The organism is Nocardia sp. NPDC051787, from assembly GCF_040681325.1.
GTDB lineage: Bacteria > Actinomycetota > Actinomycetes > Mycobacteriales > Mycobacteriaceae > Nocardia.
Window position 1 is genome coordinate 35,566 of record NZ_JBFAYO010000026.1, and the last position, 26,276, is coordinate 61,841.

Here is a 26,276-nt window from a genome sequence, read left to right on the forward strand (position 1 = left end):
GCTCGATGACGGCATTCCCTGGCTTGTACCGGGGAGTACCCCGAATTCGGTCCGGTCAAAAGATCATTTCGCAGCTGATCTTGCCGGAGCCCGGTGCGAGTATCAGGGCATGGTCAACGAGGAGATCCGCTTCGAACCGCCGATACCCGTGCTGCGCATGTTCGACGTCGCGCGGACCTTCGAGTTCTATCGGGACTATTTGGGTTTCACCGTCGACTGGGAGCACCGCTTCGGCGCCGAGTTCCCGCTGTACGCGCAGATCTCCCGGGCCGGAGCGAGGATTCATCTCAGCGAGCATCACGGTGACGGCACGCCCGGCAGCGTCGTATGGATCGCGGTGGACGACGTATTCACCTGGAAGGCGGAATTGGCGGGCAAAAGCTACGGCTACGCCGAACCCGGCAGCCCCGAGGACGGTCCGGGCGGCCCGGGGTTCGAGCTTGTCGATCCATCCGGCAACATGCTGCGTTTCGCCCAGCCGGAGTAGCTGCGCGCTGCACGACAAACACGGCTACGGTTGATGCTGTGGACATCGCGCGCACTGACTCCGGACCCGCGACCGTCGCGGAGGCCGAGCGGAGGACGGAGACCGAGCCGAGGACCCGTTGGCGCGGAGTTGGACTGCCGCTGCTCGTGGCGGGCGTCGGCGTGGGTGTCGGCGTGCTGTTGCACCTGCGCGATCCCCATGTCGAAGGCTCCTACGGCACCTGCCCGGTCTATGCGCTGACCGGTTGGTATTGCCCCGGCTGCGGCGGGATGCGCGCCGTGCACAACCTCACCGATGGCCAGATCGTCGATGCCCTGCACAGCAATCTGCTCGCGATTCCCTTGGTGCTCGCGTTCGCGGTGTGGGTGACGGACTGGACCATCCGGGCTTGGCGTGGTCAAGCGATGCGTCTGCCGCCGATCAGCCGGACCACCATGTGGACATTTTTCGGATTGCTGGCGGTATACACCGTGCTGCGCAATACGCCGTGGGGAACCTTGCTCACACCGGTGTAGCCGCCAGGCGTGGAGGCAAGTTCCAAATATGAATGATTCGCTGAAGACAAGGCTGCGGGAGAAGTTGCTGCGCCAGCTCGCCGAGGATGGCCCCCTCGACACCGAGCACGACGACCCACGGCAGATCGCCGTGGAAACCGATCTCGACGCACTGGAGAACGTCGCGGAGGACGATCCGCTCGTCGAAGAGCTCGCCGCGCGCTACCTGGTGTTCTGATCAGGCGATCGACGCGCCGCCGTGCGGCGGCAGCTGGGGCAGCGGTTCGGCGAGCAGCCAGCTGTCCCACAGCGGGCGCAGCGGCATCAGGCTGTAATGCCCCGCGAGGTCGGTGAATTCCTCCGTGGTCACCGAGGAGTGGCGGTAGCGGATGGTCCACTCGCGCAGCAGGTTGAAGAACGTCGAGTCGCCGAGTTCCAAACGCAGCGCGTGCAAGGTCAGCGCACCGCGTTTGTAGACGCGGTCGTCGAACATGCGCCGAGGTCCCGGGTCGCCGACGATGATGTCCTGCGGCTGGCGGGACAGATTGTGCCGCGCGGCGCGCGCCAGCTGGTCGGCCGTGGGCCCGCCCGCCGCTTCCGACCAGATCCATTCCGCGTAGCAGGCGAAACCTTCGTGCAGCCAGATGTCGCGCCACTGCCGGATGGTCAGGCTGTTGCCGAACCACTGATGGGCCAGCTCGTGTGCGACCAGCCGCTCGGCGCCGCGGCGGCCGTCGCAGTGGTTGGCCCCGAAGATGGAGATGCCCTGCGCCTCGATCGGGATCTCCAGCTCGTCGTCGGTGACGACCACCGTGTAGCCCTCGAACGGGTAGGGGCCGAACTTCTCGGTGAAGACCTCGAGCATCTTCGGCTGGCGGGCGAAGTCGTGGTCGAAGTTGGCGCGCAGCCGGGGCGGAAGGACGGCCTGCATCGGCACCGGGGCCTGCGCGGAACCGATGCGATGCTTGCGGTAGTGGCCGATCTGGATGGTCGCCAGGTAGCTCGACATCGGCTCGGACTGCTCGTAGACCCAGGTGGTCTGGCTCGCCTTGGTCTGCTTGCGCAGCAGGGTGCCGTTGGCCAGCGCGTAGTACGGCGAATCGGTGGTGATCGAAATCCGGTAGGTCGCTTTCGAACTCGGATGGTCGTCACAGGGGAACCAGGATGCCGCGCCATTGGGCTGGCTGGCCACGAGCGCGCCCTCGGTGAGCTCCTCCCAGCCGACCTCGCCCCACGGTCCGCGCACCGGCTTCGGGATACCGCCGTAGTGCACCACCACCGACAGCACGCCGCCCGCCGGAATCCGCTGCTGCGGAGCGATCACCAATTTGCCGTGCTGATGGGCGAATTTCGTGGCCTTGGTTCCGTTGACGAACACCTTCGAGACGGTGAGTGCCTGGGCGAGGTCGAGCGCGAACCGCGGGCGAACGGCGGTGGTCACCGCGGTGATCGTGGCGCGTCCGGTGAGCCGGTTGCCTGCGACCCGGTAGGCCACTTCCAGTTCGTATCGTGAGACCCGGTACCCGCGATTGCCGTTCTGCGGTAGGTACTCATCGATGGGGGCTTCGTAGAACTTGCCCGCCATCAGCTCGCTCCGGGGTCGCCCGCGAACCAGGGTGCGATCGGGTTGCCCCACCAGCGCGACGATGCCGGGACGGTGTCGCCGCGCATGACCAGCGAGGCCGGGCCGATGGTCGCGCCGTCGCCGATAGCCGAAGCGGGAAGCGCGACGCAGTGTGGTCCGAGGGTGGCGCCCGCGCCGAGGGTGACGCCGTCCATGGCCATGATCCGATCATGGAACAGATGGGTCTGCACCACGCAGCCGCGTTCGACGGTCGCGCCGTCGCCGAGAGTCACCAGGTCCGCCTCCGGTAGCCAATAGGACTCGCACCATACCCCGCGGCCGATGGTCGCGCCGAGCCCGCGAAGCCACAGATTCAGTACGGGCGTACCGGTTGCCGCGCGGGCGAACCACGGCGCGGCAACCGTTTCCACGAAGGTGTCGGAGACCTCGTTGCGCCACACGAACGAACTCCACAGCGGGTGCTCCTCGGCGCCGATCCGCCCCACCAGCAACCATTTGGCGGCCACCGCGCTCGCGCCCGCGACCGCACCGGCCGTCAGCAGCACCAGCCCGCTGAGCAGCCCGGCGGCCAGGTGGCCGAACGTTTGCGCGAGCCAGGCCAGAGCGCACAGCGCACCGAGTCCGATGGCGAAAGTCACCAGGACTGGGAAGAGCCGACAGGTTTCGACGATGGCGCGGGCGATGCGCAGGCGGGCGGGCGGGTCGAAGGTTCGTGCGGTGTCGGTGCTTTCCGCCGTGCGGCGCAGCCGGACCGGCGGGCTGCCCAGCCAGGAGGAGCCTGCCTTTGCCTTGGACGGCGCCGCCGACAGCACCGCGACCAAGCCGTTCTTGGGGACGCGGCGGCCGGGGGCGGTCATCCCGGAGTTACCGAGAAACGCGCGCTTGCCGACCTTGGCCTCGCCGATATGCAGCCAGCCGCCGCCGAGTTCGTAACTCGCGATCATGGTGTCGTCGGCCAAGAAGGCGCCGTCGGCGACGGTGGTGAACTTCGGCAGCAGCAGCACCGTGGACGCCTCGACGCTCTTACCGATCTTCGCGCCGAGCAAGCGCAGCCACACCGGCGTGAGCAGGCTCGCGTACAGCGGGAACAGGAAGGTGCGTGCGGAATCCAGCAGCCGCTCGGTGGCCCACGCCTGCCAGCCGACGCGACTGCGCACCGGGTGGTAGCCCCCGGTCAGGCCGATACTCAGCAGCCGGACCGCGACGATGGTGGCCGCCGCGTATACGCCGAGGCTGAGCAGGGTCGCGACGGGAAGGACCGCGAAGGCGCGGACGACGCCTGCGCCGAGCGTGCGGGTATCGCGGACGAACCAAGCGAGGAACGCGCCGCCTGCGCCGAGGCCGAGAATCGGCATGGCGGCCAACGCCATCGATGTGACGCCGAAGACGCCGACCCAGCGCCGGGCCCGGTCGGGCGTATGCGCCGGCCAGCGATGCTGCGCCTTGCCGACTTTCACCGCGGGTGAACCCGCCCACTCCTGTTCGGCCTTCACCTTGCCCGACACCGCGGAGCCCGGCGCCACCTCGGCGTTCTTCCCGATCTTCGTGCCGGGCAGCAGGATCGAGCGCGAGCCGACCACCGCGCCGGGGCCGATGGTGATCGGGCCCAAATGCACCACGTCGCCGTCGATCCAGTAACCGGACAGGTCGACCTCCGGCTCGACGCTGCACCCGTCGCCGAGTTCGAGCATGCCGGTCACCGGCGGCAGGGTGTGCAGGTCGACGCCCTTGCCGATCTTCGCGCCGAGCGCCCGTGCGAACGGCACCATCCACGGTGCGCCGGCGAGGTTCTCGGCACCGCTGGCCTCGGACAGGCGGACGGCCGCCCACAGGCGCAGGTGCACCGAGCCGCCGCGCGGATAGCGGCCCGGCCGGACGCCGCGCAACAGCAGCCGTGCGCCCGCCACGCAGATCGCCATGCGGCCGGGCGGCGAGATGAACAGTGCGAACGCGGCCAGCATCCACCACCAGGACAGCCGCGGCAGCCATGGCAGCGAGCCGGACCAGGCCGCGATATTGCCGACGATCGCCAGCCAGGTGAGCCACTGCAGGCCGGTGAGCGTGGTCAAGGGGATAGTGGCGAGCACCTGCACCGCCTGCGCGGCCAGCGGCGTCGGGCGCACCGCCCGTTCGGCGACGGCGACCGCGGGCGTGGTCTGTTCCAGCAGGTCGACCAGGGCGCCGAGGCGGGGATGGTCGTAGAGATCGGCGACGGCGATTTGCGGATAACGTTCGCGCAGGGCGGCGACCAGCTGTGCGGCCGCCAGCGAGCCGCCGCCCAGATCGAAGAAGTCGGCGTCGAGATCGCCGACTTCTCCACCGAGAATCGAATCCCATAGTCCGGCAACCCATTGCGCCGTGCCGGTCAGGTCGTTGTCGTCGTCGTCCTCCGCGGTGCCCGGCAGCGGCCACGGCAGCGCGTCGCGATCCACCTTGCCGGAGGTGCGCGTCGGTAGCTCGTCGACCACCGCGAGCCGGGGGACCAGCGGGGCCGGAAGTCGTTCGGCGAGAATGGCTCGTGCGGCCTTGGCGTCGAAGTCCGGTCCCGGCCCGGTGAGGTAGCCGACCAGTAACTTATTGCCCGCCTTGGTGGTTCGTATCGCGGCGGCGGCGCCGGTGACGCCGGGAAGATGCTGGAGTGCGTTGTCGATCTCGCCGAGTTCGATGCGGCGGCCGCCGAGCTTGATCTGATCGTCGGCGCGGCCGAGGAAGACCAGGCCCGCGCTGTCGTTCCGGACCAGGTCGCCGCTGCGGTAGGCGCGATCCCAGCCGACCGAGGGCAGCGGCGCGTACTTCTCCGCGTCCTTGACCGGGTCGAGATAGCGCGCCAGGCCGACACCACCGATCACCAATTCGCCGGATTCGCCCTCGGCCACCGGATTTCCCGCCTGGTCCACCACGACGAGATCCCAGCCGTTGAGCGGAAGCCCGATGCGAATCGGCCACTGGCCGTTCAGCCGTGCGGCGCAGGCGACGACCGTGGCCTCGGTGGGCCCGTAGGTGTTCCATACCTCGCGAGTCGAATCACCATCTCCGGCAAGGCGTTCGGCGAGCTCGGGTGGGACGGCCTCGCCGCCGAAGATCAACAGGCGCACCGCCTCCAGCGCCTCGACCGGCCAGGTCGCCGCCAGGGTCGGCACCGTCGAGACGATGCTGATCTCCCGCCGCACCAGCCAGGGTCCCAGGTCGGCGCCGGTGCGCACCAGGTCACGCGGGGCGGGCACCAGGCAGGCGCCGTTGCGCCAGGCCAGCCACATCTCCTCGCAGGAGGCGTCGAAGGCGACCGAGAGACCGGCGAGAACCCGGTCACCGGGGCCGATCGGGGCATCGGGGAGGAACAGGTCGGCTTCGGCGTCGACGAACGCGGCGGCGCTGCGGTGGGTGACGGCAACGCCTTTCGGGGTTCCGGTCGACCCGGAGGTGAAGATGATCCAGGCGTCGTCGTCGGGGCTGGGAAGCGCCGACCAGGTGCGCGCGCCCTCGTGCTGCTCCGCGGCCCGGATACCGGCGGCCGTCGTCTCGATGCCGTCAGCGGTGACGATCGCGGTGACCTGGGCTTCGCCGAAGACGAGCTGGGCGCGATCGTCCGGGTCGTCGGCATCGACCGGCACGTAGGCGGCGCCACTGTAGAGGACCGCGAGGATGGTGACGTAGAGCCCGCGCGTGCCGGAGGGCATGCGCACGCCGACCCGGTCACCGGGACGCACGCCCGCCGTGGCGAGGCGCGCCATAGTCTTCTCGACCTCGACGACCAGTTCGAGATAGGACAGCACCACCTGGCCGTCATCGATGGCCGGCGCGTCGGGATGTGTGAGTGCCGTAGCGGTCAGGATGTCGACCAGCGTCCTGGCCTGTGGCGCATGGTCGCCCCGCGACAACGGGCGCACCGGCGCGTCGACCTCCGTTCGGAGCATGGTGCTCAGCGAACCTCCCATCGACCTGCCTCATACTTTCCGTTGTCGCGCCATAGCTGGGTTACCAAAGGGCAAATGCCACGATTGGCCAGCTGTCCACGGTACTGGGTTTGTTTCCTCGGCGCCTGCCGCGCTGCTCGAACGGGGAATGCCCGTCTCGCTTCGCTCGAGAACCACGGCGGCCGGTGTGGCCGTGCCGGCGGTAACCGCGCTCAGGTTCGGCTGCTTGTTGGTAGCTGGAGAAGGAGTTGGTGTCGGAGCCAACTCTCTCGCTGAGAGATCGCGAATCGGGGGGCGACTGGCTGCGAACAGATAACGCTTGGTTTTGCTGCCGGAAAAAGTTCGGTCCGCTGTGGTTATCTGAGAGGCGAGCGCCGATTGTCCGGGTTCCGGGATGCTGCTGCGTGTTTGCTGCATTTGTTCAGTTGTGGCTTTGTCGTGGATGAGGTGCGGTGCCTGCTCCGAATCGGAAGCGGGAGGCGTGATGTATTCGGGGCAACTGCGATTCGGTGGATGTGAGTTCGATGACGAACGGCGCGCGCAGCACTTGGTCGGGGTGTTCGTAGGACTCGCGAGTGTGCTTGCGATGACTCGCGTCTGTGGTCATGTCCCGATCGGGATGTGTCGGCTCGGATTGGCATGCGGTTGACAGTGCCGGGCCGCTTCTGCCAATCTCGGGTCAGGTCACGAGTGCCAGCGCTAAGCCCCGGCTTGCTGGCCGGCAACCCTCCTCCGCGGTGGGGTGCTCCGGGTGACGACCCGGCCGACGCCCAACCGGGCGCGGCAAGCGCGGACTCGGCGGATCGTTCGATCGCGGGTCCCTTAGCCGACGGGATGCACGTGATGACTACTGCTGTCGACAGCACCTGTGCCGCACTCGCCCGGGTCTCCGGCGACGAACTGCTGGTGCCGCTCGTGCAGGGCGGAACGGCGACCTACGCCAACTTCGACTACGCGGCGAGCGCGCCGGCGTTGGTGGAGGTCACCGACCGCGTGCAGCGGCTGTTGCCGTTCTACGCCAGCGTGCACCGCGGCGCTGGGTACGCCTCGCGGATCTCCACCGAGTGCTACGAGGCCGCCCGCGGATCGGTGGCCGAGTTCCTGGACGCCCCCGACGATCAGGTGGTGGTGTTCACCCGCAATACCACCGACTCGCTGAACCTGCTCGCGTCCTGCGTGCCCGGCGACACGGTGGTGCTCGATATCGAGCACCATGCCAACTTCCTGCCGTGGACGAGGCACGGCCGCCGCGTCGTGCAGGCGGCCGACACCGTCGAGGAGACTGTCGGCAGGCTGGTCGCCGAGTTGTGCAGCAAGCCAGCCGCGTTGCTCGCGGTGACCGGCGCGTCGAACGTCACCGGCGAGGTGCTTCCGCTGGAGCGGCTGGCCACCATCGCGCACCAGTGCGGCGCCCGGATCCTGGTCGACGCCGCCCAGCTGGCGCCGCACCGCCGGATCAGCCTGCGCGACATCGGAATCGATTACCTGGCCTTCTCCGGCCACAAGCTGTACGCGCCCTTCGGTTCGGGTGTGCTGGTGGGCAAGCGCGATTGGCTCGACGCGGCGCAGCCCTATCTGGCCGGCGGCGGGGCGGTTCGTGAGGTGAGCACCACCGACGCCGAGTGGGCGCCCGCTCCGCAGCGGCACGAGGCCGGGTCGCCGAACGTGCTCGGCGCCGCCGCGCTGGCCGCCGCTTGTGACGCGCTCTGTGCCATCGATGCCGAAACCCTTGCCGCCCATGAAAAGCGGCTCGCCGACCGGCTCCGCGACGGCCTCGCCGCGATTCCGGGTGTGCGACTGCTGCGCATCTGGTCCGATAGCCCCGACTCGGTCGGTATCGTCGCCTTCGCGCTCGACGGATTCGCTCCCGGTCATGTCGCCGCCTACCTCTCCGCCGAACACGGCATCGGCGTGCGCGACGGACGTTTCTGCGCCCACCCGCTGCTCGCCCGCCTCGGCGTGGACGGGGCCCTGCGCGCCAGCATCGGCCTCGGTACCACCTCCACCGACGTGGACCGCCTGATCGATGCGGTGTCCACCCTCGTGACCACCGGCCCCACGTGGGATTACGCCGCCACGAATGGCCTGTGGAACCCCACCCCCGAAACCCGCCCCTTCACCTCCACGGCCCCCACCGGCGCGGCCCCCTGCCTGGTCGGCTGAAGACGCCGACCTAGCGGCGTTGCCGGATACTATCGGCGTATCCGGCAATCCGACCCCGAGGTGGACCTATGAGCACGCTGCCAGTCTGGGCCACCGACCCGGGCGCTCTCCTCATCACGGAGGAGGGCTACGACGCGCTTCCGGAAGATATTCAGCGGCAGATCGAGGTGGTTGACGGCCACGTGATCGTATGCCGCAGCGGAACTTTCCAGCACAACAACGTGGCCCGGCGGCTCGCGAACGCTTTGGAGCAGGCGAGCCCCGACGAGCCGTGCACCGGCGTGGTGACCGATTTCGAGATGCACTACGTCCGGAGCCGTCCAGCGAGCCCTGGTTTCTCGTTTCGCCGCCCGGATGTCGCGCTGTACCGGTGCATCGATGGCGATCGGAAGCTGACGACCGCGGACGTACTTCTGGTAGTGGAGGTCGTCTCGCCGGGATCGGAGTACACCGACACCGTCGACAAGTGTGCGGAGTATGCGAACGAGGGGATCCCGATCTATCTGATCGTGCACTTGGCCGCCGATCGCACGGTGAAGATCATCCAGGAGTACCGCCTCGACTGGGCGAGCCGCAGCTACCGGCTGGCGGAGACGCACCAGGATGTACTTCGGCTGACCGACCCTTTCCCGGTCGACGTCGACTTCGCCGACCTGGACGGCGCCTGAGCTGTCGCGCCGAGGTCCAGTAACGCCGCATCGCGGAGCGGCGCACCGCCGAGGAGGATGAGACCACTAGCTGAGCGTGGCGACTGGGCGGAGATCAAAAATCGCCGGATGAACGAGCCGGGTGCGGCGGAAGCTGCCCGGCTGGCCTATGAACTCGGCCGGACGATCCGGCGGATGCAGGAAGAGAGGGCTGGAGTCGGCCCGGACTGGCCGACGCCGCTGGCATGACCCAGTCCGCTGTCGCGAGATTCGCCGTCAGTCGCCCAGCGGGGTGGGGCGGTAATAGCGGCCGTTGTAGTAGAGGAGCGGCGCCGCGGCGGGCTCTTCGTCGGTGTTGTCGTGGACCCGGGTGACCAGGCCGACGACGAAGGTGTGGTCGCCGATGGGGATGAGCTGGTGCACGGTGGTGCGCAGCCAGATGGGGGTGCCGTGCAGGACCGGCTCGCCGGTGTCCAATGAGGTCCACAGGGAGCGGTCGGTGAATCGCTCCTCGGCGGCGCGCGAGAACCGGTGGGCCAGGTGCTGCTGGTGTTCGCCGAGGAAATGGATGACCACGGATTCGGCGTCCAGCATGGCGGTCAGGCTGGAGGACGTGTGCGCGATGTTGAACGAGACCAGCGGCGGGTCCAGTGACAGCGACGCGAAGGACGTCGCGGTGAAGCCGACCGGTCCGCGCGGCGACCTGAGCGTGACGACGGTGACGCCCGCGGGGTAGTGGCGCATGGAAGCGCGATACTGCTCGGCGGTGATGCCGCTCAGATCATCGGGGATCTGGAGTTCCGTCTCGGGCCGTGGTGCTTCTGTCACAGGACGAAACTACGCCGGGTCGCCGGGCCGGTGCGGAGCGCGTGGTAGGGGGAGCTGCCGATGTTCAGTCCACGTCGAGCGGAAGACCCGCGGTGATCCGCAGCAGCTCCGGGAACGACGTGCGGAAAATTGTGTTCGGGTGCCCGCCCGCGGCCCAGAGCTCGCGATGTCGCGAGAGCGCGTTGTCCACCCAGGTCGGCAGGTTGGTCGGATGGCCGACCGGTGCGACACCGCCGATCGGCTGGCCGGTGACCTCGCGCACCAGCTTGGCGGGGGCGCGGGTCAGGGTTCCCTCCAGGCGCGCGCCGGTGTTCGCCAGGTCGACCTGGTGCGCGCCGGAGACCAGCAGCAGCACCGGGTCGTCATCGAGCAGGAAGACCAGCGACTTCGTGATCGCGCCCACGTCGACGCCCAGCGCTCTGGCGGCGTCCGCAGCGGTGTGCGTCGGCTCCGGCTGGGCCATGATCAGGCCGTGGTGGCCCCGGGCGATGAGGGTATCGGCGACCCGGCAGGCGACCGGTGGCAATGACGACCTGCGCATCCCACCAGGGTAGAGCGATTGCGGGTAGTACGCCGGGCGAGTCGCGCTGCCGGCTCAGTATTCCGGATACCCTTCGCTCGGGCCGAGCATCCCAGAGATCCGCGCCCGGGTGATCCGCGCGAGCTGGGGCAAGTCGTGCGACGAGACGCGCTCGTGCACAAGCGCTTCGAGGGCACGGTCGACATCTCGCTGGGAGAGGGCGAGCAGCTCGACATCCGCCTTGGTGAGCAGCGCGTCCCGGTCGGGGTAGGGGCGGGCGTCGGTCAGTTTCGCCGCCCAGGTGACGTTGCAGCAGCATTCGTACAGCGCGTGAATCGCGCGGCCCCGCGGCATTTCGTTGAACCGGTCGAGGCCGATTCCGCGATGCATCAGCATGATCTCCTCCGAACCCGGTGAATGAGGGTTGCTGACTCGACCATGATCCGGCCTGCGCCGAACCGGGAACCAGTGCGCTGCCGCTAATTTGCACAGGATTTACACGCTGTGCGGTTTGCGCGGTGCGTCCGGTATGCCGGGATGTCCCGGCCCGGAGTTCCGATCTCATATTCTCTCGATACGCTGTACAAATGACAGATTGGCAGGCTTTCACCGTCGAAACGAAGGACAACGTCGCGCAGGTGACGCTGACCGGTCCCGGCAAGGGCAATGCGATGGGCCCGGATTTCTGGCGCGAGCTGCCGGAGATCTTCCAGGCGCTGGACACCGACCCTGAGGTCCGCGCGATCGTGCTGACCGGTTCGGGCAAACACTTCTCCTATGGTCTCGACCTGCCCGCGATGAGCGGCATGTTCGGCCCCCTGCTGGCCGATCGGGCCTTGGCCGCGCCGCGCACCGACTTCCTGACCGAGCTGCGCAAGATGCAGGCTGCGGTCACCGCCGTGGCGGACTGCCGCAAGCCGGTGATCGCCGCGGTATCCGGGTGGTGCATCGGCGGCGGACTGGACCTCATCGCGGCCGCCGACTTCCGCTACGCCAGCGCCGACGCGAAATTCAGCCTGCGCGAGGCCAAGGTCGCGATCGTCGCCGATATCGGGTCGCTGCACCGGCTGCCCGGCATCATCGGCGAGGGGCACCTGCGTGAGCTCGCCTACACCGCCAAGGACATCGATGCCGCGCGTGCGGAGAAGATCGGCCTGGTCAACAACATCTTCCCGGATCAGGAAGCGGTGCTGGACGCGGCGCACGCCACCGCGCGCGAGATCGCCGCGAATCCGCCGCTTGTCGTGCAGGGGATCAAAGACGTGCTGGATCAGCGGCGCAAGGACGAGATCGCCGCGGGCCTGCGCTACGTCTCGGCGTGGAATGCCGCGTTCCTGCCCTCCGAGGACCTGTCCGAGGCGGTCAAGGCGGTCTTCGAGAAGCGGGCGCCCGAGTTCCGCGGCAAGTGAGTCCGGCGGCGCGTCCGGATCTGAACGGACGCGCCGTGCCGGCCCATGGGATGGAGGGTGGGCAAGGTGATTCGCCCCAGGGTTGCCCTTCCGTCACCCTAGGGGTGGCTGTGCGAGGCGGCGATCGACCATAACGTTCGTGACGTCAGAAACTCCGCCCCGCATTCAGGAGCAACAATGCGTATCAAGTCCATCCTCGCCGCTGGTCTGCTGGCCATCGCCGCCGTCGCCGGGGTGTCGACGGCAGCTTCGGCCTCTGCCGTGCCTGGATACCAGGAGGTCGCCTATGGCGGCACCTACGTCGGCACCTACGCCACCTTCGACGCCTGCCGCGCCGACGGCATCTCGCCGAGCACCGGCGGTTACTACTGGGAGTGCGTCGAGACCTACGGCGGCTGGGACCTCTACATCTACTACTGAGCCACCTGTCACTGAGAAGGGACATCCGGTATCCGGATGTCCCTTTTCGCCTTTCCGGCCACGACGGGCCCGGAAAGCAGAGCGGGGAGCCCGGACGTTACCGGACTCCCCGCTTCTGTTGCGCCGGACGGGCTTTCAGTGCCCGCCCTGGTCCTTCAGTCGCTGGATGGAAGCCTCGACCTCGGCCTCGGCCTCGGCGCGGCCGACCCACTCCGAACCCTTGACGTACTTGCCGGGCTCGAGATCCTTGTAGCGCTCGAAGAAGTGCTTGATCGCGGCCAGTTCGAACTCGGGGACATCCTTCAGGTCCTGGATGTGGTCCCAGCGCGGGTCGCCGGCGGGCACGCACAGGATCTTGTCGTCGCCGCCCGCCTCGTCGACCATCTTGTACATCGCGACCGGACGGGCCTCCACGATCACGCCGGGGAACACCGAGTCGGGCAGCAGGACCAGCGCGTCCAGCGGGTCACCGTCCTCGCCGAGGGTGTTCTCGATGTAGCCGTAGTCGGCGGGATAGACCATGGACGTGTACAGGAACCGGTCGAGCCGGACCCGGCCGGTCTCGTGATCGACCTCGTACTTGTTCCGGGATCCCTTGGGGATCTCGATGGTGACGTCGAACTCCACGCCATCTCCTTCACTGCATCGGTGCCGAGCCGGCGACTCGGCTTTCTTTTCGGCGACTCCCGACTCGGCCGCCGCGGAGTGCGCCGACTCGCCAGGTTGTTCGGGGGAACGGTTGCGCAACGAGGATAGTGTGGTCGGCGGGGAGATGGGTGCGGCAGGCGGCTGCTGCGGGAATCGGTCAGGAGAGCGGCGGCGACGTGTTTGGTGGCAACGAGAACATCGGTGGGCTTGCTGCCCGGCGGCGGCGCAACAGATCGATCGGCGTAGCGGTCACGCTGGGCGTATTACTCGGGGTCGTGGTCGTGGCGCTTTTCACAGTGCGGCCGTGGACCGACGAATTCCGGCACGGCACGCTGACCATCGCCGCCCCGCCCGCGGCGGTCGAGCCGTCGCCGCAGGTCAGCCCGGCACGCTCGAACGCGCCCGCGCCGAGTCCCGCCGGTATCGCCGCGGCGCTGGCCCCGGTGATCGGCAACCCGGATCTCGGCGCGTTCGCCGGCCAGGTGACCGATGCCGACAGCGCCATGGTGCTGTGGAGCGGTGACGCGAACAAACCGATGATCCCCTCGTCCACCGCCAAGATCCTCACCACTGCGGCCGCCCTGCTCACGCTGCCCGCCGAGCACCGGATGACCACCAGGGTGGTCGCCGGTGCGACGCCGAACGAATTGGTGCTGGTCGGCGGCGGCGATCCGACGCTCACCGCGCAGCCGGACGGCAAGGGTTACTACCCGAACGGTCCGCGCCTGTCCGATCTGGTGGCGCAGATCAGAGCCGCGGGCCGACCGGTGGACACGATCGTCGTCGACACCTCCGCCTACACCGGCCCGACCATGGCTCAGGGCTGGGACCCGATCGATATCCCCGAGGGGTCGATCGCTCCGATCGAGCCGGTGATGATCGATGGCGGCCGCCTGCAACCGCTCGTCGAGTACTCGCCGCGCACCGCCACCCCCGCACTGGACGCGGGGCGGCGCCTGGCCGCCGACCTCGGGCTCGACCCCGCCCTGGTCAGGATCGGCGTCGCGCCGCAGGGCGCGGCCGAGATCGCCAGCGTGCAATCGGCGCCGCTGCGTGATCGGCTGCGGGACACGATGGTCTACTCCGACAATGTGCTCGCCGAGGCGATCGGACGGGAGATCGCGACGGCGACCGGCGGCGAGGCCTCCTTCAGCGGCGGCGTCGCCGCGGTGCGAGCGGCGCTGAGCACGGCCGGTTTCGATCTCACCGGCTTGGATATGCACGACAGCAGCGGGCTTTCGGTCGACGACCGGATCCCCGCCCGGTTGCTCGACCGAGTCGTGGCGACCGCGGCCAAGCCCACCGGCGCCGCTGTGGTGCAACCGGCGGGCACCAAGGCCAAGCCGGAGAACGACCGGATCGCGGCGACCTTGGCGCCGATGCTCGACAGTCTGCCGGTTGCGGGCGCAACCGGCTCGTTGACCAGCCGATACGTCACCAGAGACCGGCAGGGCGCGGGCTGGGTCCGGGCCAAGACCGGAACTCTGTCGGTGTCCAGCGCGTTGGTCGGGTATGTGCTGGACGCCGATGGGCGGGTGCTGACCTTCGCTCTGATGTCGAACGATCGACCACCGGAGGTGAGCAGGCCCGCGTTGGATGCGATCGCAGGCACACTGCGAAACTGTGGATGCTCGTGACGGGTGGTTGACCATGACCCAACAAGATTCCGGCACAGCCGGGCCCGGCCCGGTGGGCGCGGTCGAGCGGCGGAAGGGTCGTACGGGTCTGTCCGGCGTTGTCGACTGGCGCCTGGCCGCGAAAACCGGTTCCGCCCTGGTGCCGGCGGGTCCACGCACGTCGCGCTACTCGGCCGAGCAGGTCGTCGCGGAACTGGCCGACGCGTCCGTACGCGCCGAAGCGCCGGTTCGCGAGGTGAGCGGACTGCTGGACGACCGCCCGGTGCCGGCCGCCAGAATCGTCGACCGACCCGGCTGGATCACCGCCGCCGCCGACTCGATGGCCCAGCTCACCGGCACCGGTGGTGCACCCGCCGGAACCAAGCTGTTCGCCGGCAAGCCCGCCGGTGTGCAGGCGGGCGCGATGCTCGCGTTCCTGTCCACCGCGATCCTCGGCCAGTACGACCCGTTCACGGGGTCCGACGGCACCCTGCTGCTGGTCGCGCCGAACATCGTGGCCGTGGAGCGCGCGCTCGGGGTCTCGCCGAGCGATTTCCGGCTCTGGGTCTGCCTGCACGAGGTGACGCATCGAGTGCAGTTCTCCTCCGCTCCCTGGCTGGCGGAATACATGCGCGCCAACGTCGAGGTGCTCGGCGAAGTCGGCGACGAGCCGCTGGCCGAGATGCTCTCCCGGCTGGTCGAGGCGGTGCGCGAGCGCCGTCGCGGCGGCGTATCCGACGACCCGGCCGCGCGCGGCGTGGTCGGCCTGCTGCGCGCCACTCAGGCGCAGCCGCAGCGGGAGGCGCTCGACCGCCTGCTCATGCTCGGCACCCTGCTGGAAGGGCACGCCGATCACGTCATGGACGCGGTCGGTCCCGCGGTCGTCCCGTCGGTCCGGCAGATCCGCACCGCTTTCGATCAGCGCCGCAGGCGTCCGACCAACCCGCTGCAACGTCTGCTGCGCGCCCTGCTCGGCGTGGACGCGAAGGTCGCGCAGTACGTGCGCGGCAAGAAGTTCGTCGACGAGGTGGTCGGCACCGTCGGTATGGCCCGGTTCAACACCGTGTGGACCGACGCGGACGCCCTGCCCCGTACCGACGAGATCGAGAACCCGCAGCGCTGGATCGCGCGGGTGCTGGGGTAACCCGCACGAGAATCCCATCGGTACGCCGTGGCGGAACCGTACAGCACGGTCAGTCGGTAGGCTGCGCGCATGGGGCGTGCGCCAGGAACGACACCCGGGCGCTTCGGTTCGGAGGCCGGGTCACCGGGTTCTGGGGGCCCGCGTGCGCCCGATGCCACCGGTGTGCGGCGCCTGCCCGAGACCGCCGCCGTGCTCGCCGTCCGCAGGGCGGTGCGGGAGTGGCTGAGCCGGTTCGGTCCGGGCGAGAACCAGGAGCAAGCGGTCGCGGTGGCCCTGTCCGGCGGCGCGGATTCGCTGGCGCTCACGGCGGCGGCCGTGGTGGAGACCAACGCGGTCGACGCGCTGGTGGTCGATCACCGGTTGCAGCCAGGATCCGGCGCGGTCGCCGCGGAGGCGGCGGCCAAGGCGCTCGCGCTCGGCTGTCGGTCCGCGCGGGTGCTCGCGGTCGAGGTCGGCACCGAGGGAGGGGTGGAGGCAGCGGCGCGCCGGGCTCGATACGCCGCACTGGACGCGGCGCGCAACGGTCTGCCGGTGCTGCTCGGTCACACGCTCGACGACCAAGCCGAAACCGTGCTGCTCGGGCTCGCGCGCGGATCGGGTGGCCGCTCGATTCAGGGCATGGCCGCGTGTGCCGAGCCGTGGGGGCGGCCGTTGCTCGGCGTGCGGAGGGAGACGACCCGGCAGGTGTGCGCCGACCTGGGGGTGACGCCACACGACGACCCGCACAACGCCGCGCCGGAGTTCACCCGGGTTCGCCTGCGCACCGAGGTATTGCCGCTGCTGGAACAGATTCTCGGCGGCGGGGTGGCCCCGGCGCTGGCTCGCACGGCCGAGCAACTGCGCGAAGACGGCGCGGTGTTGGACGCGCTCGCCGCGGAACTGCTGCACACCGCGAGTGATGGGCAAGCGCTCGTGATCGAGACCCTCGCCACTGCGCCCGCGGCGCTGCGTAAACGGGCGATTCGGGCATGGCTGCTGGCGGGCGGTGCGAAAGCCCTGACCAACAAGCATTTACAGGCCGTCGACGAGTTGGTGACCGCTTGGCGCGGACAGGGCGGTGTCGCTGTCGGCGGAGGAAGGCCCGGCAGCAGGTTGGTCGCCGGGCGCGAACATGGCAGGCTGACACTGCGGCTGGGCGAGGATGACCATCGGAGGCGATGACGCAGACTCCCACCGGCCCATCGGGCTTCACCACCACGGAAGGGAATCCAGCTGACGTGTACGGGGACGACATCGCGTCGGTACTGATCACCGCCGAACAGATTGCCGCCAAGACCCAGGAGCTGGCCGAACTCATCGCCAAGCGCTATCCCGTCGATGCCCCCGAGGGCGACCTGCTGCTGGTCGGCGTGCTCAAAGGTGCGATCTTCTTCATGACCGACCTGGCCAAGGCACTGCCGATCCCGACCCAGATGGAGTTCATGGCCGTCTCGTCCTACGGGTCGTCGACCTCGTCCTCCGGCGTGGTGCGCATCATGAAGGACTTGGACAAGGACATCGCCGGCCGTAACGTCCTGATCGTCGAGGACATCATCGACTCCGGGCTCACCCTGTCCTGGCTCAAGCGAAACCTGTCCACCCGCAACCCCGCGTCACTCGAGGTGGTCACGTTGCTACGCAAGCCCGACGCGCTACGCACGCACGTGGACGTCGCGCACGTCGGCTTCGACATCCCGAACGAATTCGTCGTCGGCTACGGTCTCGACTACGCGGAGCGCTACCGGGACCTGCCCTACATCGGCACCCTCGACCCGAAGGTCTACGGGGGCTGACCGCTACCTCGGCAGGATGCCGAAAATTGTTGCGGGGGAACCGGATCCGTCGCGGTAGAGCGGACCGCCCACCAGCACCCACGACCCCGAGGCGGGCAGCTCGGCGAGGTGCGCCAGACATTCCAAGCTGATCCGATGCTCGCCGTAGAGCAGCTTCGACACCGCGTAGGTGTCATCGGTGCCCAGGTCCGGGCCGAACGTGTCGATGCCGAGCGCGCCGCGGTGGCCGAGCCTGCCGGTGCGCAACAGCCATTCGACGGTCTCCACCGCGAAGCCCGGTTGGTGGCCGGCCGATTCGCCGGTGCCGATGAACTCCGGTGTACCCCACTTCGCGTCCCAGCCGGTCCAGGCGATCACCGCGGCTCCGTCCGGAATCCGGCCGTGCTTCGCCTCCCACTGTCGCAGGTCGTCGACCGTGATCGCGTAGTCGCGATCGTTCGCGCACCGCTGCCTGAGGTCGATCTTCACCGCGGGCAGCAGCAGGTCGTCCAGATCCAGCTCGTCCGCGGCGAGTCCATCGGCGTCGAAGTGGATCGGCGCGCCCCAGTGGGTTCCGGTGTGTTCGCCCTGCTGGATATAGCGCAGGTAGTAGCCGTCGTTCGCGATGGTGGCCACGATGTCGGTGCGGAATTCCGGATCGTCGGGGTACAGCGGCGTGGTGGCCGGATCGTGCACATGCGACAGACTCACCAACCGCCCCAGCGGCCGCGGTGCGGTCATCGCGTTCTCTGCGGAATCGCCCTGGCCACGGCGAGCAGGTCGGACTCGAGGAGCCGGAACAACCGGTAGGTCAGCACAAAGGCCAGAATGCCACCCACGCTCAGCACGCGCACCGGAACGATCACCAAACCCAGGTCGGCGGCGTCGACGAAGGTCGCGCTCGCCACACCGAGCAGCGGAACCGACGCCGCGACACCGAGGTAGAAATTGCCGCGCTCGGCCAAAGCCCGGAGCTGGCGCTCGTCGCCAGGACCGATCCCTCCGCGTACCAGCAACTGTGGATAGACCGAGCGCAGCGAGTACACCATGATCGGGAAGAACGGATAGGCCAGCGCTATCGCCGCGCACACCACCTGCGCGGCGAAGAAATGCAAGAAGGTCTTCGGCGGCAGGTCGACACCGGAGAATGCCACTCCCAGCGGCCAGAGTACGCCCGCGACCAGCCAGAAGCCGAACGGCACCCATACCGCCCAGTCGCCCATCAGCAGCGTGTCGCGACGCGCTTTCGCGAGCGTGCGCGCGGAGTACTCGTGACCGCGTCTGAGACGATACGCGAGGGCGAGGGGCCGCCGGGCGAGGAACAGCAACAGCAGCGCGGCCACCGGAAACGCGATCACGTTGTTGATCAATCCGACCGCCGCGAATTTCTCCTGGTCGGTCGGGGACATCCGGTCGATGATCAGGGTCTGGTTCAGCTGGATGTTGTACAAGCTCGCGAGCACGTTCGGCACGCCGATGCACACCACCGCGATCGGGAGCAGCCAGCCGCTGGCTCGGTAGGCGAGGCTGTCCGGCGGGGGATCGACCAGGTCCCGCGCGCGGGCGTCCAGGCACAGGTCGAGCTGAACGGCGAGTTCGGCGCCGCTGCGCCAGCGGCGCTTCGGGTCCACGTGCAGGCATTCCAACAGCACGCGGCGCAGTGCGGCCGGTGTTCCTTCCGGCACGCGCGACAGCGCCATCGCCGAGACGCCGCGTCGGCGCACCTCGAGCATTCCCGCGTAGGTTTCCGCGGTCGGGACGGACTCGGCGAGCGGTGGGTCATCGAACGGGCGCGTCCCCGTGAGCATCTCCCACAGCAGCACACCAAGGGAATACACGTCGCTGCTGGCGCCCGGCGCGGGCGCGTTGGGATCGAGGTAGCGCGCCAACTGCTCGGGCGAGCGGTAGGCCAGCGAATCCGTCGAGACGGCGGCCTCCGACGCCCCGTTCGCGCGCGGTCCCGACTCGCCGAGGGCGAAATCCGCGAGTTTCGGGATGCCCTCGGCGGTGAACAGAACGTTCGCCGGTTTGATGTCGTGGTGCAGCACGCCGTGGTGCGCGGCGTAGTCCAGCGCGTCGGCCAGCCGCCTGCCCACCCACGCCACGGTCTCCGGCCAGCTCAGCCGCGCGATCTCGGCCCGCACACTCGAATCCGACGGCCTGCTCTCGCCCTTGGCCTCCATGGCGCTGTCCACCGCGCGCAGCAGCAGCGCGCCACCGTCGGCAACCGGTCCGCGACGACGTTGCTCGAGCACGCCGACCGCGGTGCCCCCGGGGAGGTACTGCATGTAGACGAGGCGAGGGAGGGCGGTGGCCGCGGCCGTCCGGGCGTCCGAAGTAGCGGAGCCGAGGATCGGATCGCGCGGTGCCGCAGGAGTGGCTGCGGCGCGATCCGGCGGGCTGACGAGTGCCGCGTCGGGGCCGGCCGTTCGGTCGGCGAGCGCCACGTCGGAGTGGGGCAGGACGGCGGTATCTTCCGCCGTCGCTTCATCGGCCCGCCGCGTGACGGCCTCGCCGTCCGCGCCGGGGCCGGTCGTGCCGGGTTCGGCGACGGTCGCTTCTCGGGCGTGCTCGGCAGGGTCGATTGTCTCCCGGCGAGCGGGAGGACTGGCGATTGTGGCGTCCGGATCGAACGGCACGGCGACAGTGGTGTCGGGGTCGGGCCGCGGCTCGGTGATAGCGGCACGCGCGTCGGGCGCTACGGCGATTCCGTGCTCGCCGGCGGGTGGAGCGGAAACGGTCCGGGTGTATGCGATGTCGGCGCTGAGCACCCGCTGGTCGAAAACACGCACGATGTGGGCGTGGTCGAGCTGGGCCATCATGTGCGGTGCGCCCGCCCGTCCGGCCGAGAACCGCACGGCGACAAGCCGTTGCATGGATCGCTGCCTGGCGAGGAAGACACGGCCGAGCAGGCCGGCACCTAGGTCCGTGAGCAGGTCGAAGTCATCGATCCGCAGGCCGCGGGTGAGATCGGCCAGCGCGGCGGCGGCTGGGCTCGATTCGGCGGTGTCGACCTCCGCCGCGTCGCCGGCGGCGAAGTCGGCGAGGCGTTCGCGGACCTCGTCGGCCAGGTCCGGATACACGGCGAGAAAGTCCGGCAGCGGCAGCGGCGCACGTCTGCGGCGCGCCAGAAACTCCTCGCACACGAGCTCGACGAGTTCGGGGCTGCCGTCCACTTCGGGGAATTCTTTGCGGTACTCGGCTACCGGCTTGCCGAGCCCTTCGCGTTCCCAGCGCCGCCGCAGATCGACCCGGACCAGATCGGTGAGCACGGCCAGGCGCACCTGCGTGCCGTCGGGAACATAGTCGGAGATCCGCGGCGGTAACCGATCACCTTGGAGACTGCGTTGCCAGGCGGTGGCGAAGCGGGCGACGGCGTCGGTGCGCGAGGAGGTCACCTGCCGGTCTCCGCCGCGTCCGCTTCGACGCGCGCCTGCTGGTCAGGGGGCGCGCCCGCTACGGCGGATTCCGGGTCGACGACGCGCTCCAGCGCCCGCAGATCCGCCTCCAGCGCACGGAACAGCAGATAGGTGCCCACGAAGGCGATTATGCCGCCGACGCACAGCAGCCGGACGGCGAAGATCACCGACGGGATGTCCCCGGCGGGGAGGAAAGTCACTCCAGCGACCGCGAGCAGCGGAACCGACGCGGCCACCGCCAGGTACCAGTTGCAGCGCTGGTCCAGCCCTCGCAGCCACACCGCGTCCTCGGGACTTATATCCCCGTGCCGGAGGAACAACGGGTAGATGCACCGCACCATGTAGAAGGTCAGCAGGAAGAACGGATAGGCCACCGCGATCGCCCCGCACACCACCAGCGAGGAGAAGAAGTGCACCACGTCCCCTGCCGGTATGTCTCCGGTGGACAGCTGTAGCGCGAGCGGAAAGATGGCGCCGGCCAATACCCACAGCGAAAACGCCACGGCGACAGCCCGATCGCCCATCAGTAGCGCGTCGCGTCTGGCACGTCGCAGGGTGTCGGGGTCGTATCGTCGTCCTTTGCGTAAACCGCGCGGCACCGTCAGCACGTATCTGGCCATGTACAACACCAGCGCGATGCCCGCCGGGAAGAAGATCGCGTTCACGACGCTGGTGATGACGAGGAACGTTCGCTCGGCTTCCTCGGTCATCCTGCTGATGATCAGATGCTGGTTGTGCTGGATGTTGTAGAGCGAGGCGAGCACATTCGGCAGTGCCACCGCCAGCAGCGCCACGATCACGATGTAGGGGCGCAGCCGCCGCCGCCAGCTGTTCTGCGCGGGGTCGACCAGTTCCCGCGCGCGTTGGTCCAGGCACATCTCCAGCTGTCTGGCCAGGACCGCGCCGCTGGACCACCGGCCGTCCCGCTCGGGCGCCAGACAGGTCAGCAGTATGCGGCGCAGGGCGGCTGGGCAGTCGGGCGGAACGCGGTCCAGCGCCGCGGCCTCCACGCCGACGCTGCGGCGCTCCAGCATGGCCTCCAGGGTGGTGTCGTCGCCCTGACCACCCGCGCCCGCCGTGCTGTCGTCGAACGGCTTGGCTCCGGTGAGCAGCTCCCAGAGCACCACGCCGAGCGAGTAGATGTCGGCCCGGGTGTCCAGGTCGGCGGCGCCGCGGTCGAAGCCGGGATGACAGGCTTCCAGCTGTTCCGGCGACATGTAGGCCAGTGAGCCGCCGAAGTAGGCGACCGGGCTGGTGCCCTCGACATTGCGGCTGAAGCTGATGTTGAAGTCGGCCAGCTTCGGCACCCCCTCGGCGGTGAGCAGCACGTTGGCCGGTTTCACGTCGCGGTGCAGCACGCCGTGCGAGGATGCGTAGTCCAGCGCCTCGGCAAGCCTGCGCCCGAGCCAGGCCACCGTCTCCGGCCAGCTCAGCGCCGCGATCTCGGCTCGCACGCTGGAGTCGGTCGGCCGGATCTCACCTTTCTCCTCCATGGCCGCGTCGACGGCGTCCAGCAGCAGTTGCCCACTGCGGTCGGCGGGCGGGACGGCCCGTACGCGGCGCAGCACGCCGAGCAGCGTGCCACCGGGCAAGAATTGCATGTAGAGCAGCCGGAGCCGGCGCGTGGTGCCCTCGGCGTCATCGAGCAGCCGCTGGTCGAAGACCCGCACGATGTAGTCGTGGTCCAGCTGGGCCAGTGTCTGCGGTTCCGTGCCGTGATCGGCGGAGATCTTCACCGCGACCAGCCGTTGCAGCGACCGCTGCCGCGCGAGGAAGACCCGGGCGAACGCACCGCTGCCCAAACCGGTCAGCAGATCGAAATCATCGATCCGCTGGCCGATTTCGATCCGGTCGAGCGCGTTGCCTCGGCTCGGCCCGGTCGCGATCGTGGAGGGAACGGCGGTGGCCGTGCCCGTCAGATCGGCGGCGGTCGTTCTGGTCACCTCAGAACCACGATCGTGCTCGACCGTTTGGTTCAATGCGGTGTCGTCGAGCGCGGAGCGGGTACGCGCGAATGCGGTACGGGTGGAATCCTCCAGCACCGCCCGCCGGGTGCTCTGGTCGATCTCGTCCGCGTTCAACAAGGCGTGCAGTTCCTCCGCCTGATGCGGATATTCGCGCAGACAATCTCGCGGATCGACCCGTTCCCCGCTGTGGCGGCGGATGACGAACTCCTCGTACACCAGACCGGCCGGGATTTCCCCGGGAGTGAGTTCGGAAAATTCGGCGCAGTATTCGGCCAGGCGTTTACGTGCGGATGGTTCGGGCCCGGCGCCCTTGGCCGCCGAGGGACGGCGCAGCCAGCGATGGCGCAAATCGACGCGGATCAGCTCGACCAATGCCTCGCGGCGCAAGGTGGTCGCGTCGGGCAGGTACTCGGCGATCTCGGGCGGGCGACGAGTGGATTCCCACGCCGCGGAGAAGGCCGCCACCGCGGCGAATTCGGCATGCGACAGGTCGCCATAGCCTGCACCGGTGGCCATACCCGTGTAGGTATCGGAACTGCTCTCGGAGTTCGCACTCATACTCGGACCTAGTGGGCTCGGCGGACGCCGCGGAATCCGCAGTGGTCGGTCGGTGGATGTGCCGCAAAAATTTCCGCCACACCCGACACCATCATCCCCCGCGCCGTATTCGAAATGATAACTTGCGGCTCGACAGCGGATCACCCGATTTCGACAACGATGCGACGGGGGATGACCAGCACATGTCTGATGATGCCGCGGTAATGGCGGACGGCTCGATCTCGACGAGAACAGCCGCGCCGCGAACAACGATTCGCAATGGCAGGACCGCCGAGGTGGTCGCTCAGCTACTGTCCGCCGCCACGGATACGCGCTCCGGGCGCGGTCGAGAAGTCGAGCCCGATCTCCGGCACGACACCGCCGTGACGATCGCGGCGGGTGTACGGGACGGCGTGCTGCTCCCCAGCCGGGTGGTGGCCGATGCAGCGACTCGGATCGCGGCGGTGGAGCGGGAATCGAACCCGCTGCCCGTTCTTCGCGCCGAACTGGCCGCGGCCGAGGCCGCCGCGCTGGAGGAGCGGGACGACCTCGACGTACTGCCGCTGGCCGGTGTGCCCGTCGCGATCGAACAGGGCGCGTCGATCGCTGGCGAGCCCATGCTGTGGGAGTCGGTGGCCGGGCATCCCGTTGCCGCCCGGCTGCGCGGCGCGGGCGCCGTCGTCGTCGGGCTCGGCGCAGGAGAGGCGCAGGACAGACGGGACACGGGCGACGCTCCAGAGCGCCTCGTGCACAACCCGTGGAACGCCACGCGTGACGCGGGCGGATCGGCCGGTGCGGCTGTCGCGGCAGGACTTGTGCCGCTGGCGCACGGCAGTGACGGCCTCGGTTCGGTGCGCGTCGCTGCGGCCTGCTGCGGGGTTTTCGGGATCAAGCCCGGGTGCTACACCGCAGCCGGGGCGAGCGGTTGGCCGGACTTGGTCGAAAACGGCGTACTGGCGACGACGGTGCAGGACGCGGCATTGGCGCTGTCCGTGCTGGCCGCGCGGCCGAATCTAGCCGAGGTGGACCCACCCGGCCGACTACGCATCGGGCTGGCCGTGGATCCACCGTCGCGCCTGGTGCACGTCGACCGGCATTGGACCGCAGCCGCCCGCAGAGCCGCTTCGGTCGCCGCGGCGGCAGGCCATCTCGTCGAAACCGCCGCCGTGCCCTACGGCAACGCCCTATTCGCGGTCTTCCTACGCTGGCTAGCCATGGGGGCGCGCGACGCCCCCGCCCTACCCCAGTCCGCTCGACTATCGGGTCGCACCCGGCGCCAACTCGCCCTCGGCCGGACGGTGCACAACTTGCGGCTCGTGCGCCCAGCCCAGATCGACCGGGTCGAGGCGCGACTACTGGAATTCTTCGACCGATACGACGTGGTGATCACTCCCACGCTCGCCGCCCCGCCACCAAAGGCGCGGGCCTGGCACTCCCGCGGTCGACCGGCCACTCTGCTCGCCGGCGCGCGGTTCACACCTTTCACCCCGCTGTGGAATCTGGTCGGCTGGCCCGCCGCCTCTGTGCCGATGGGCATGCATCCGTTGTCGGGGACGCCCGTGGCGGCACAGCTGGCCGGCCCGCCGGGCAGTGAATCCACCCTGTTGCGACTGGCCGCGCAGCTGGAGACCCGGCACCCCTGGCAGCGCACCGCGCCCTCAGCCGCGACGTCCTCGGTCAGACGCTGACCGCGGATTGCTGCGCGGCGAAGCCGCCGTCCACGGCGCGGCCGGCGAACTCCAGGATGGTCGGCCGGTTGTCGTCGGCCCGCCACGCCACGGCGAGCTCACACGGCGCGAGCCCGGAGATGGGGCGCGCGGTGAGGCCGGGCCAGCGGTACATCGGCACGTTGTTCTCCGCGAGCAGGCAGACGCCGAGGCCGAGGCTCACCGCCTCCAGCCGGTCCTCCGGGGTCGCGGCCTCGGCGCCGATCTTCGGCGCGCGGCCGCCACGGCCCTCGTTGCCGAGCCAGAAGTCGCGCACGGCACCGGCTTCGGTGGGCAGCGCGACGAACGGCTCGTCGAGCAGATCGGCGAATTCGACGGTCTCCGAGACCGCCAGCGGGTGGTTCTCCGGTAGTAGCACCCAGCGCGGCTCGGTGCGTAGCACCTGCCAGCGGTAACGGCTCGGGTCCGGCAGCGGAAGCCAGACCAGGGCGAGGTCGGCCTGACGGCCCGCGAGTCCGCTGGAGGGATCGGTCCAAGACGCGGCATGCAGTGCGAGGCGGTGGCCGCTCGCGCTCTCCAGATCGCTGAGCAGGCCGCGGCCGAGCGCGGACTGAATGCCGACGCGCAGCACCTCGCCCGCCTCCTGCAGCGAGACGTTGGTGACTTCCCAGAGCTCCAGGATCTTGCGGGCGCCTTCGAGCAGCTCCTTGCCCGCGACGGTCAGCGCGACACTGCGCTGATTGCGGTCGAACAAGACCACGTCGAGCTGACGTTCCAGCTGACGGATCTGACGCGACAGGGTGGGTTGAGCGATGTGCAGCCGCTGAGCGGCGTTGGTGAAGTGCAGTTCCTCAGCGACGGCGACGAAATACCGCAGGTCGCGCAAATGCGGGTCCATAGCCCCTTGCTATCAGAATCAGTCCTGAATTTCCAGCCTTATCAGGCCGAAAAGTCCGGATACGGGCACCGAAACAGTCGGTAGGTTTGTTAGAGACAGCATATTGCTTGTCATGGTGCTCCGCACTAGGCAGTTGGCCAATCCTCGGCATGCGCCGAGCTA

Annotated in this window: 22 protein-coding genes and 1 riboswitch; of the genes, 12 read left to right on the top strand and 10 right to left on the bottom strand. The window is 69.0% G+C overall.

Annotation, left to right across the window (positions count from 1 at the left end; all coding sequences use genetic code 11):
* The first annotated feature begins 109 nt into the window (after positions 1–109).
* From AB0M45_RS24755 to AB0M45_RS24765, 3 genes are read left to right on the top strand one after another with little or no spacing between them, the layout of a single operon-like run.
* Positions 110–487 (top strand): glyoxalase superfamily protein, encoded by a 378-nt coding sequence (locus AB0M45_RS24755; RefSeq protein ID WP_364333670.1) that lies wholly within the window; start codon positions 110–112, stop codon positions 485–487.
* 38 nt (positions 488–525) lie between these two features.
* On the top strand, positions 526–1,002 hold the full coding sequence (locus AB0M45_RS24760) for a DUF2752 domain-containing protein (protein ID WP_364333673.1): 477 nt from the start codon (positions 526–528) through the stop codon (positions 1,000–1,002).
* A 28-nt stretch (positions 1,003–1,030) separates the two neighbouring features.
* Positions 1,031–1,219, top strand: coding sequence for a hypothetical protein (locus AB0M45_RS24765; protein WP_364333675.1), 189 nt, complete (start codon positions 1,031–1,033; stop codon positions 1,217–1,219).
* Here AB0M45_RS24765 and AB0M45_RS24770 read toward each other — a convergent pair whose 3' ends face one another.
* Positions 1,220–2,566 carry a M1 family metallopeptidase gene (locus AB0M45_RS24770; protein WP_364333839.1) on the bottom strand — a complete coding sequence of 449 codons (1,347 nt, stop codon included), beginning with the start codon at positions 2,564–2,566 and terminating at the stop codon, positions 1,220–1,222. It abuts the gene before it with no gap.
* Positions 2,566–6,480 carry a Pls/PosA family non-ribosomal peptide synthetase gene (locus tag AB0M45_RS24775; RefSeq protein ID WP_364333678.1) on the bottom strand — a complete coding sequence of 1,305 codons (3,915 nt, stop codon included), beginning with the start codon at positions 6,478–6,480 and terminating at the stop codon, positions 2,566–2,568. Before AB0M45_RS24775 ends, AB0M45_RS24770 begins: the two co-directional genes overlap by 1 nt.
* 682 nt (positions 6,481–7,162) lie before the next feature.
* Positions 7,163–7,276, top strand: a riboswitch (SAM riboswitch).
* A gap of 47 nt (positions 7,277–7,323) precedes the next feature.
* Between AB0M45_RS24775 and AB0M45_RS24780 the strand changes: the two genes are divergently transcribed.
* Together AB0M45_RS24780 and AB0M45_RS24785 are read left to right on the top strand one after the other, a co-directional pair.
* The gene (locus AB0M45_RS24780) at positions 7,324–8,643 is read left to right on the top strand and encodes an aminotransferase class V-fold PLP-dependent enzyme (RefSeq protein WP_364333681.1); all 1,320 of its coding nucleotides are present in this window, start codon (positions 7,324–7,326) and stop codon (positions 8,641–8,643) included.
* A 68-nt stretch (positions 8,644–8,711) separates the two neighbouring features.
* On the top strand, positions 8,712–9,311 hold the full coding sequence (locus tag AB0M45_RS24785; protein ID WP_364333684.1) for a Uma2 family endonuclease: 600 nt from the start codon (positions 8,712–8,714) through the stop codon (positions 9,309–9,311).
* Between the two features lie 255 nt (positions 9,312–9,566).
* On the opposite strand, the gene AB0M45_RS24790 is transcribed toward AB0M45_RS24785, so the two are convergent.
* From AB0M45_RS24790 to AB0M45_RS24800, 3 genes are all read right to left on the bottom strand, one after another.
* The gene (locus AB0M45_RS24790) at positions 9,567–10,118 is read right to left on the bottom strand and encodes a flavin reductase family protein (RefSeq protein ID WP_364333687.1); all 552 of its coding nucleotides are present in this window, start codon (positions 10,116–10,118) and stop codon (positions 9,567–9,569) included.
* A 64-nt stretch (positions 10,119–10,182) separates the two neighbouring features.
* Positions 10,183–10,659, bottom strand: a complete 477-nt coding sequence (locus AB0M45_RS24795; protein ID WP_364333690.1) for a YbaK/EbsC family protein — start codon at positions 10,657–10,659, stop codon at positions 10,183–10,185.
* A gap of 54 nt (positions 10,660–10,713) precedes the next feature.
* Positions 10,714–11,034 carry a 2-oxo-4-hydroxy-4-carboxy-5-ureidoimidazoline decarboxylase gene (locus tag AB0M45_RS24800; protein ID WP_364333693.1) on the bottom strand — a complete coding sequence of 107 codons (321 nt, stop codon included), beginning with the start codon at positions 11,032–11,034 and terminating at the stop codon, positions 10,714–10,716.
* A gap of 191 nt (positions 11,035–11,225) precedes the next feature.
* On the opposite strand from AB0M45_RS24800, the gene AB0M45_RS24805 reads away from it, so the two are divergent.
* Both AB0M45_RS24805 and AB0M45_RS24810 read left to right on the top strand, forming a co-directional pair.
* Entirely contained in the window at positions 11,226–12,047 is an 822-nt protein-coding gene (locus AB0M45_RS24805; RefSeq protein WP_364333696.1) for a crotonase/enoyl-CoA hydratase family protein, read from the top strand.
* A 177-nt stretch (positions 12,048–12,224) separates the two neighbouring features.
* Positions 12,225–12,467 (top strand): hypothetical protein, encoded by a 243-nt coding sequence (locus AB0M45_RS24810; RefSeq protein ID WP_364333699.1) that lies wholly within the window; start codon positions 12,225–12,227, stop codon positions 12,465–12,467.
* A 135-nt stretch (positions 12,468–12,602) separates the two neighbouring features.
* Here the strand turns inward: AB0M45_RS24810 and AB0M45_RS24815 are convergent, their stop codons facing one another.
* The gene (locus AB0M45_RS24815; protein WP_067469153.1) at positions 12,603–13,094 is read right to left on the bottom strand and encodes an inorganic diphosphatase; all 492 of its coding nucleotides are present in this window, start codon (positions 13,092–13,094) and stop codon (positions 12,603–12,605) included.
* A gap of 197 nt (positions 13,095–13,291) precedes the next feature.
* Here AB0M45_RS24815 and dacB point away from each other — a divergent pair, with 197 nt between their 5' ends.
* The 4 genes from dacB (at position 13,292) to hpt (ending at position 17,647) form a co-directional block, all read left to right on the top strand.
* Complete coding sequence (gene dacB / locus AB0M45_RS24820; RefSeq protein ID WP_364333842.1) at positions 13,292–14,752, top strand: D-alanyl-D-alanine carboxypeptidase/D-alanyl-D-alanine-endopeptidase; 1,461 nt, start codon at positions 13,292–13,294, stop codon at positions 14,750–14,752.
* A gap of 13 nt (positions 14,753–14,765) precedes the next feature.
* On the top strand, positions 14,766–15,875 hold the full coding sequence (locus AB0M45_RS24825) for a zinc-dependent metalloprotease (protein ID WP_364333702.1): 1,110 nt from the start codon (positions 14,766–14,768) through the stop codon (positions 15,873–15,875).
* 162 nt (positions 15,876–16,037) lie between these two features.
* Complete coding sequence (gene tilS / locus AB0M45_RS24830) at positions 16,038–17,036, top strand: tRNA lysidine(34) synthetase TilS (protein ID WP_364333845.1); 999 nt, start codon at positions 16,038–16,040, stop codon at positions 17,034–17,036.
* A 56-nt stretch (positions 17,037–17,092) separates the two neighbouring features.
* Positions 17,093–17,647, top strand: coding sequence for a hypoxanthine phosphoribosyltransferase (gene hpt / locus AB0M45_RS24835; protein WP_364333848.1), 555 nt, complete (start codon positions 17,093–17,095; stop codon positions 17,645–17,647).
* A gap of 3 nt (positions 17,648–17,650) precedes the next feature.
* Here the strand turns inward: hpt and AB0M45_RS24840 are convergent, their stop codons facing one another.
* From AB0M45_RS24840 to AB0M45_RS24850, 3 genes are read right to left on the bottom strand one after another with little or no spacing between them, the layout of a single operon-like run.
* Positions 17,651–18,367 carry a cyclase family protein gene (locus AB0M45_RS24840; RefSeq protein ID WP_364333705.1) on the bottom strand — a complete coding sequence of 239 codons (717 nt, stop codon included), beginning with the start codon at positions 18,365–18,367 and terminating at the stop codon, positions 17,651–17,653.
* Positions 18,364–21,024, bottom strand: a complete 2,661-nt coding sequence (locus tag AB0M45_RS24845; protein ID WP_364333708.1) for a protein kinase — start codon at positions 21,022–21,024, stop codon at positions 18,364–18,366. Before AB0M45_RS24845 ends, AB0M45_RS24840 begins: the two co-directional genes overlap by 4 nt.
* Complete coding sequence (locus AB0M45_RS24850) at positions 21,021–23,528, bottom strand: serine/threonine-protein kinase (RefSeq protein ID WP_364333851.1); 2,508 nt, start codon at positions 23,526–23,528, stop codon at positions 21,021–21,023. Before AB0M45_RS24850 ends, AB0M45_RS24845 begins: the two co-directional genes overlap by 4 nt.
* 224 nt (positions 23,529–23,752) lie before the next feature.
* On the opposite strand from AB0M45_RS24850, the gene AB0M45_RS24855 reads away from it, so the two are divergent.
* Positions 23,753–25,237 (top strand): amidase family protein, encoded by a 1,485-nt coding sequence (locus AB0M45_RS24855; protein ID WP_364333711.1) that lies wholly within the window; start codon positions 23,753–23,755, stop codon positions 25,235–25,237.
* Here the strand turns inward: AB0M45_RS24855 and AB0M45_RS24860 are convergent.
* On the bottom strand, positions 25,227–26,114 hold the full coding sequence (locus tag AB0M45_RS24860) for a LysR substrate-binding domain-containing protein (RefSeq protein ID WP_364333714.1): 888 nt from the start codon (positions 26,112–26,114) through the stop codon (positions 25,227–25,229). The two genes, AB0M45_RS24855 and AB0M45_RS24860, sit on opposite strands and share 11 nt — an antisense overlap.
* Between the last annotated feature and the right edge of the window lie 162 nt (positions 26,115–26,276).

Coding starts and splice junctions, on each gene's coding strand:
- AB0M45_RS24755 (WP_364333670.1), top strand. CDS start 110: ATGGTCAACGAGGAGATCCGCTTCGAACCGCCGATACCCGTGCTGCGC.
- AB0M45_RS24765 (WP_364333675.1), top strand. CDS start 1,031: ATGAATGATTCGCTGAAGACAAGGCTGCGGGAGAAGTTGCTGCGCCAG.
- AB0M45_RS24770 (WP_364333839.1), bottom strand. CDS start 2,566: ATGGCGGGCAAGTTCTACGAAGCCCCCATCGATGAGTACCTACCGCAG.
- AB0M45_RS24775 (WP_364333678.1), bottom strand. CDS start 6,480: ATGCTCCGAACGGAGGTCGACGCGCCGGTGCGCCCGTTGTCGCGGGGC.
- AB0M45_RS24780 (WP_364333681.1), top strand. CDS start 7,324: ATGACTACTGCTGTCGACAGCACCTGTGCCGCACTCGCCCGGGTCTCC.
- AB0M45_RS24785 (WP_364333684.1), top strand. CDS start 8,712: ATGAGCACGCTGCCAGTCTGGGCCACCGACCCGGGCGCTCTCCTCATC.
- AB0M45_RS24795 (WP_364333690.1), bottom strand. CDS start 10,659: ATGCGCAGGTCGTCATTGCCACCGGTCGCCTGCCGGGTCGCCGATACC.
- AB0M45_RS24800 (WP_364333693.1), bottom strand. CDS start 11,034: ATGCTGATGCATCGCGGAATCGGCCTCGACCGGTTCAACGAAATGCCG.
- AB0M45_RS24805 (WP_364333696.1), top strand. CDS start 11,226: ATGACAGATTGGCAGGCTTTCACCGTCGAAACGAAGGACAACGTCGCG.
- AB0M45_RS24810 (WP_364333699.1), top strand. CDS start 12,225: ATGCGTATCAAGTCCATCCTCGCCGCTGGTCTGCTGGCCATCGCCGCC.
- AB0M45_RS24825 (WP_364333702.1), top strand. CDS start 14,766: ATGACCCAACAAGATTCCGGCACAGCCGGGCCCGGCCCGGTGGGCGCG.
- AB0M45_RS24840 (WP_364333705.1), bottom strand. CDS start 18,367: ATGACCGCACCGCGGCCGCTGGGGCGGTTGGTGAGTCTGTCGCATGTG.
- AB0M45_RS24850 (WP_364333851.1), bottom strand. CDS start 23,528: ATGGCCACCGGTGCAGGCTATGGCGACCTGTCGCATGCCGAATTCGCC.
- AB0M45_RS24855 (WP_364333711.1), top strand. CDS start 23,753: ATGTCTGATGATGCCGCGGTAATGGCGGACGGCTCGATCTCGACGAGA.
- AB0M45_RS24860 (WP_364333714.1), bottom strand. CDS start 26,114: ATGGACCCGCATTTGCGCGACCTGCGGTATTTCGTCGCCGTCGCTGAG.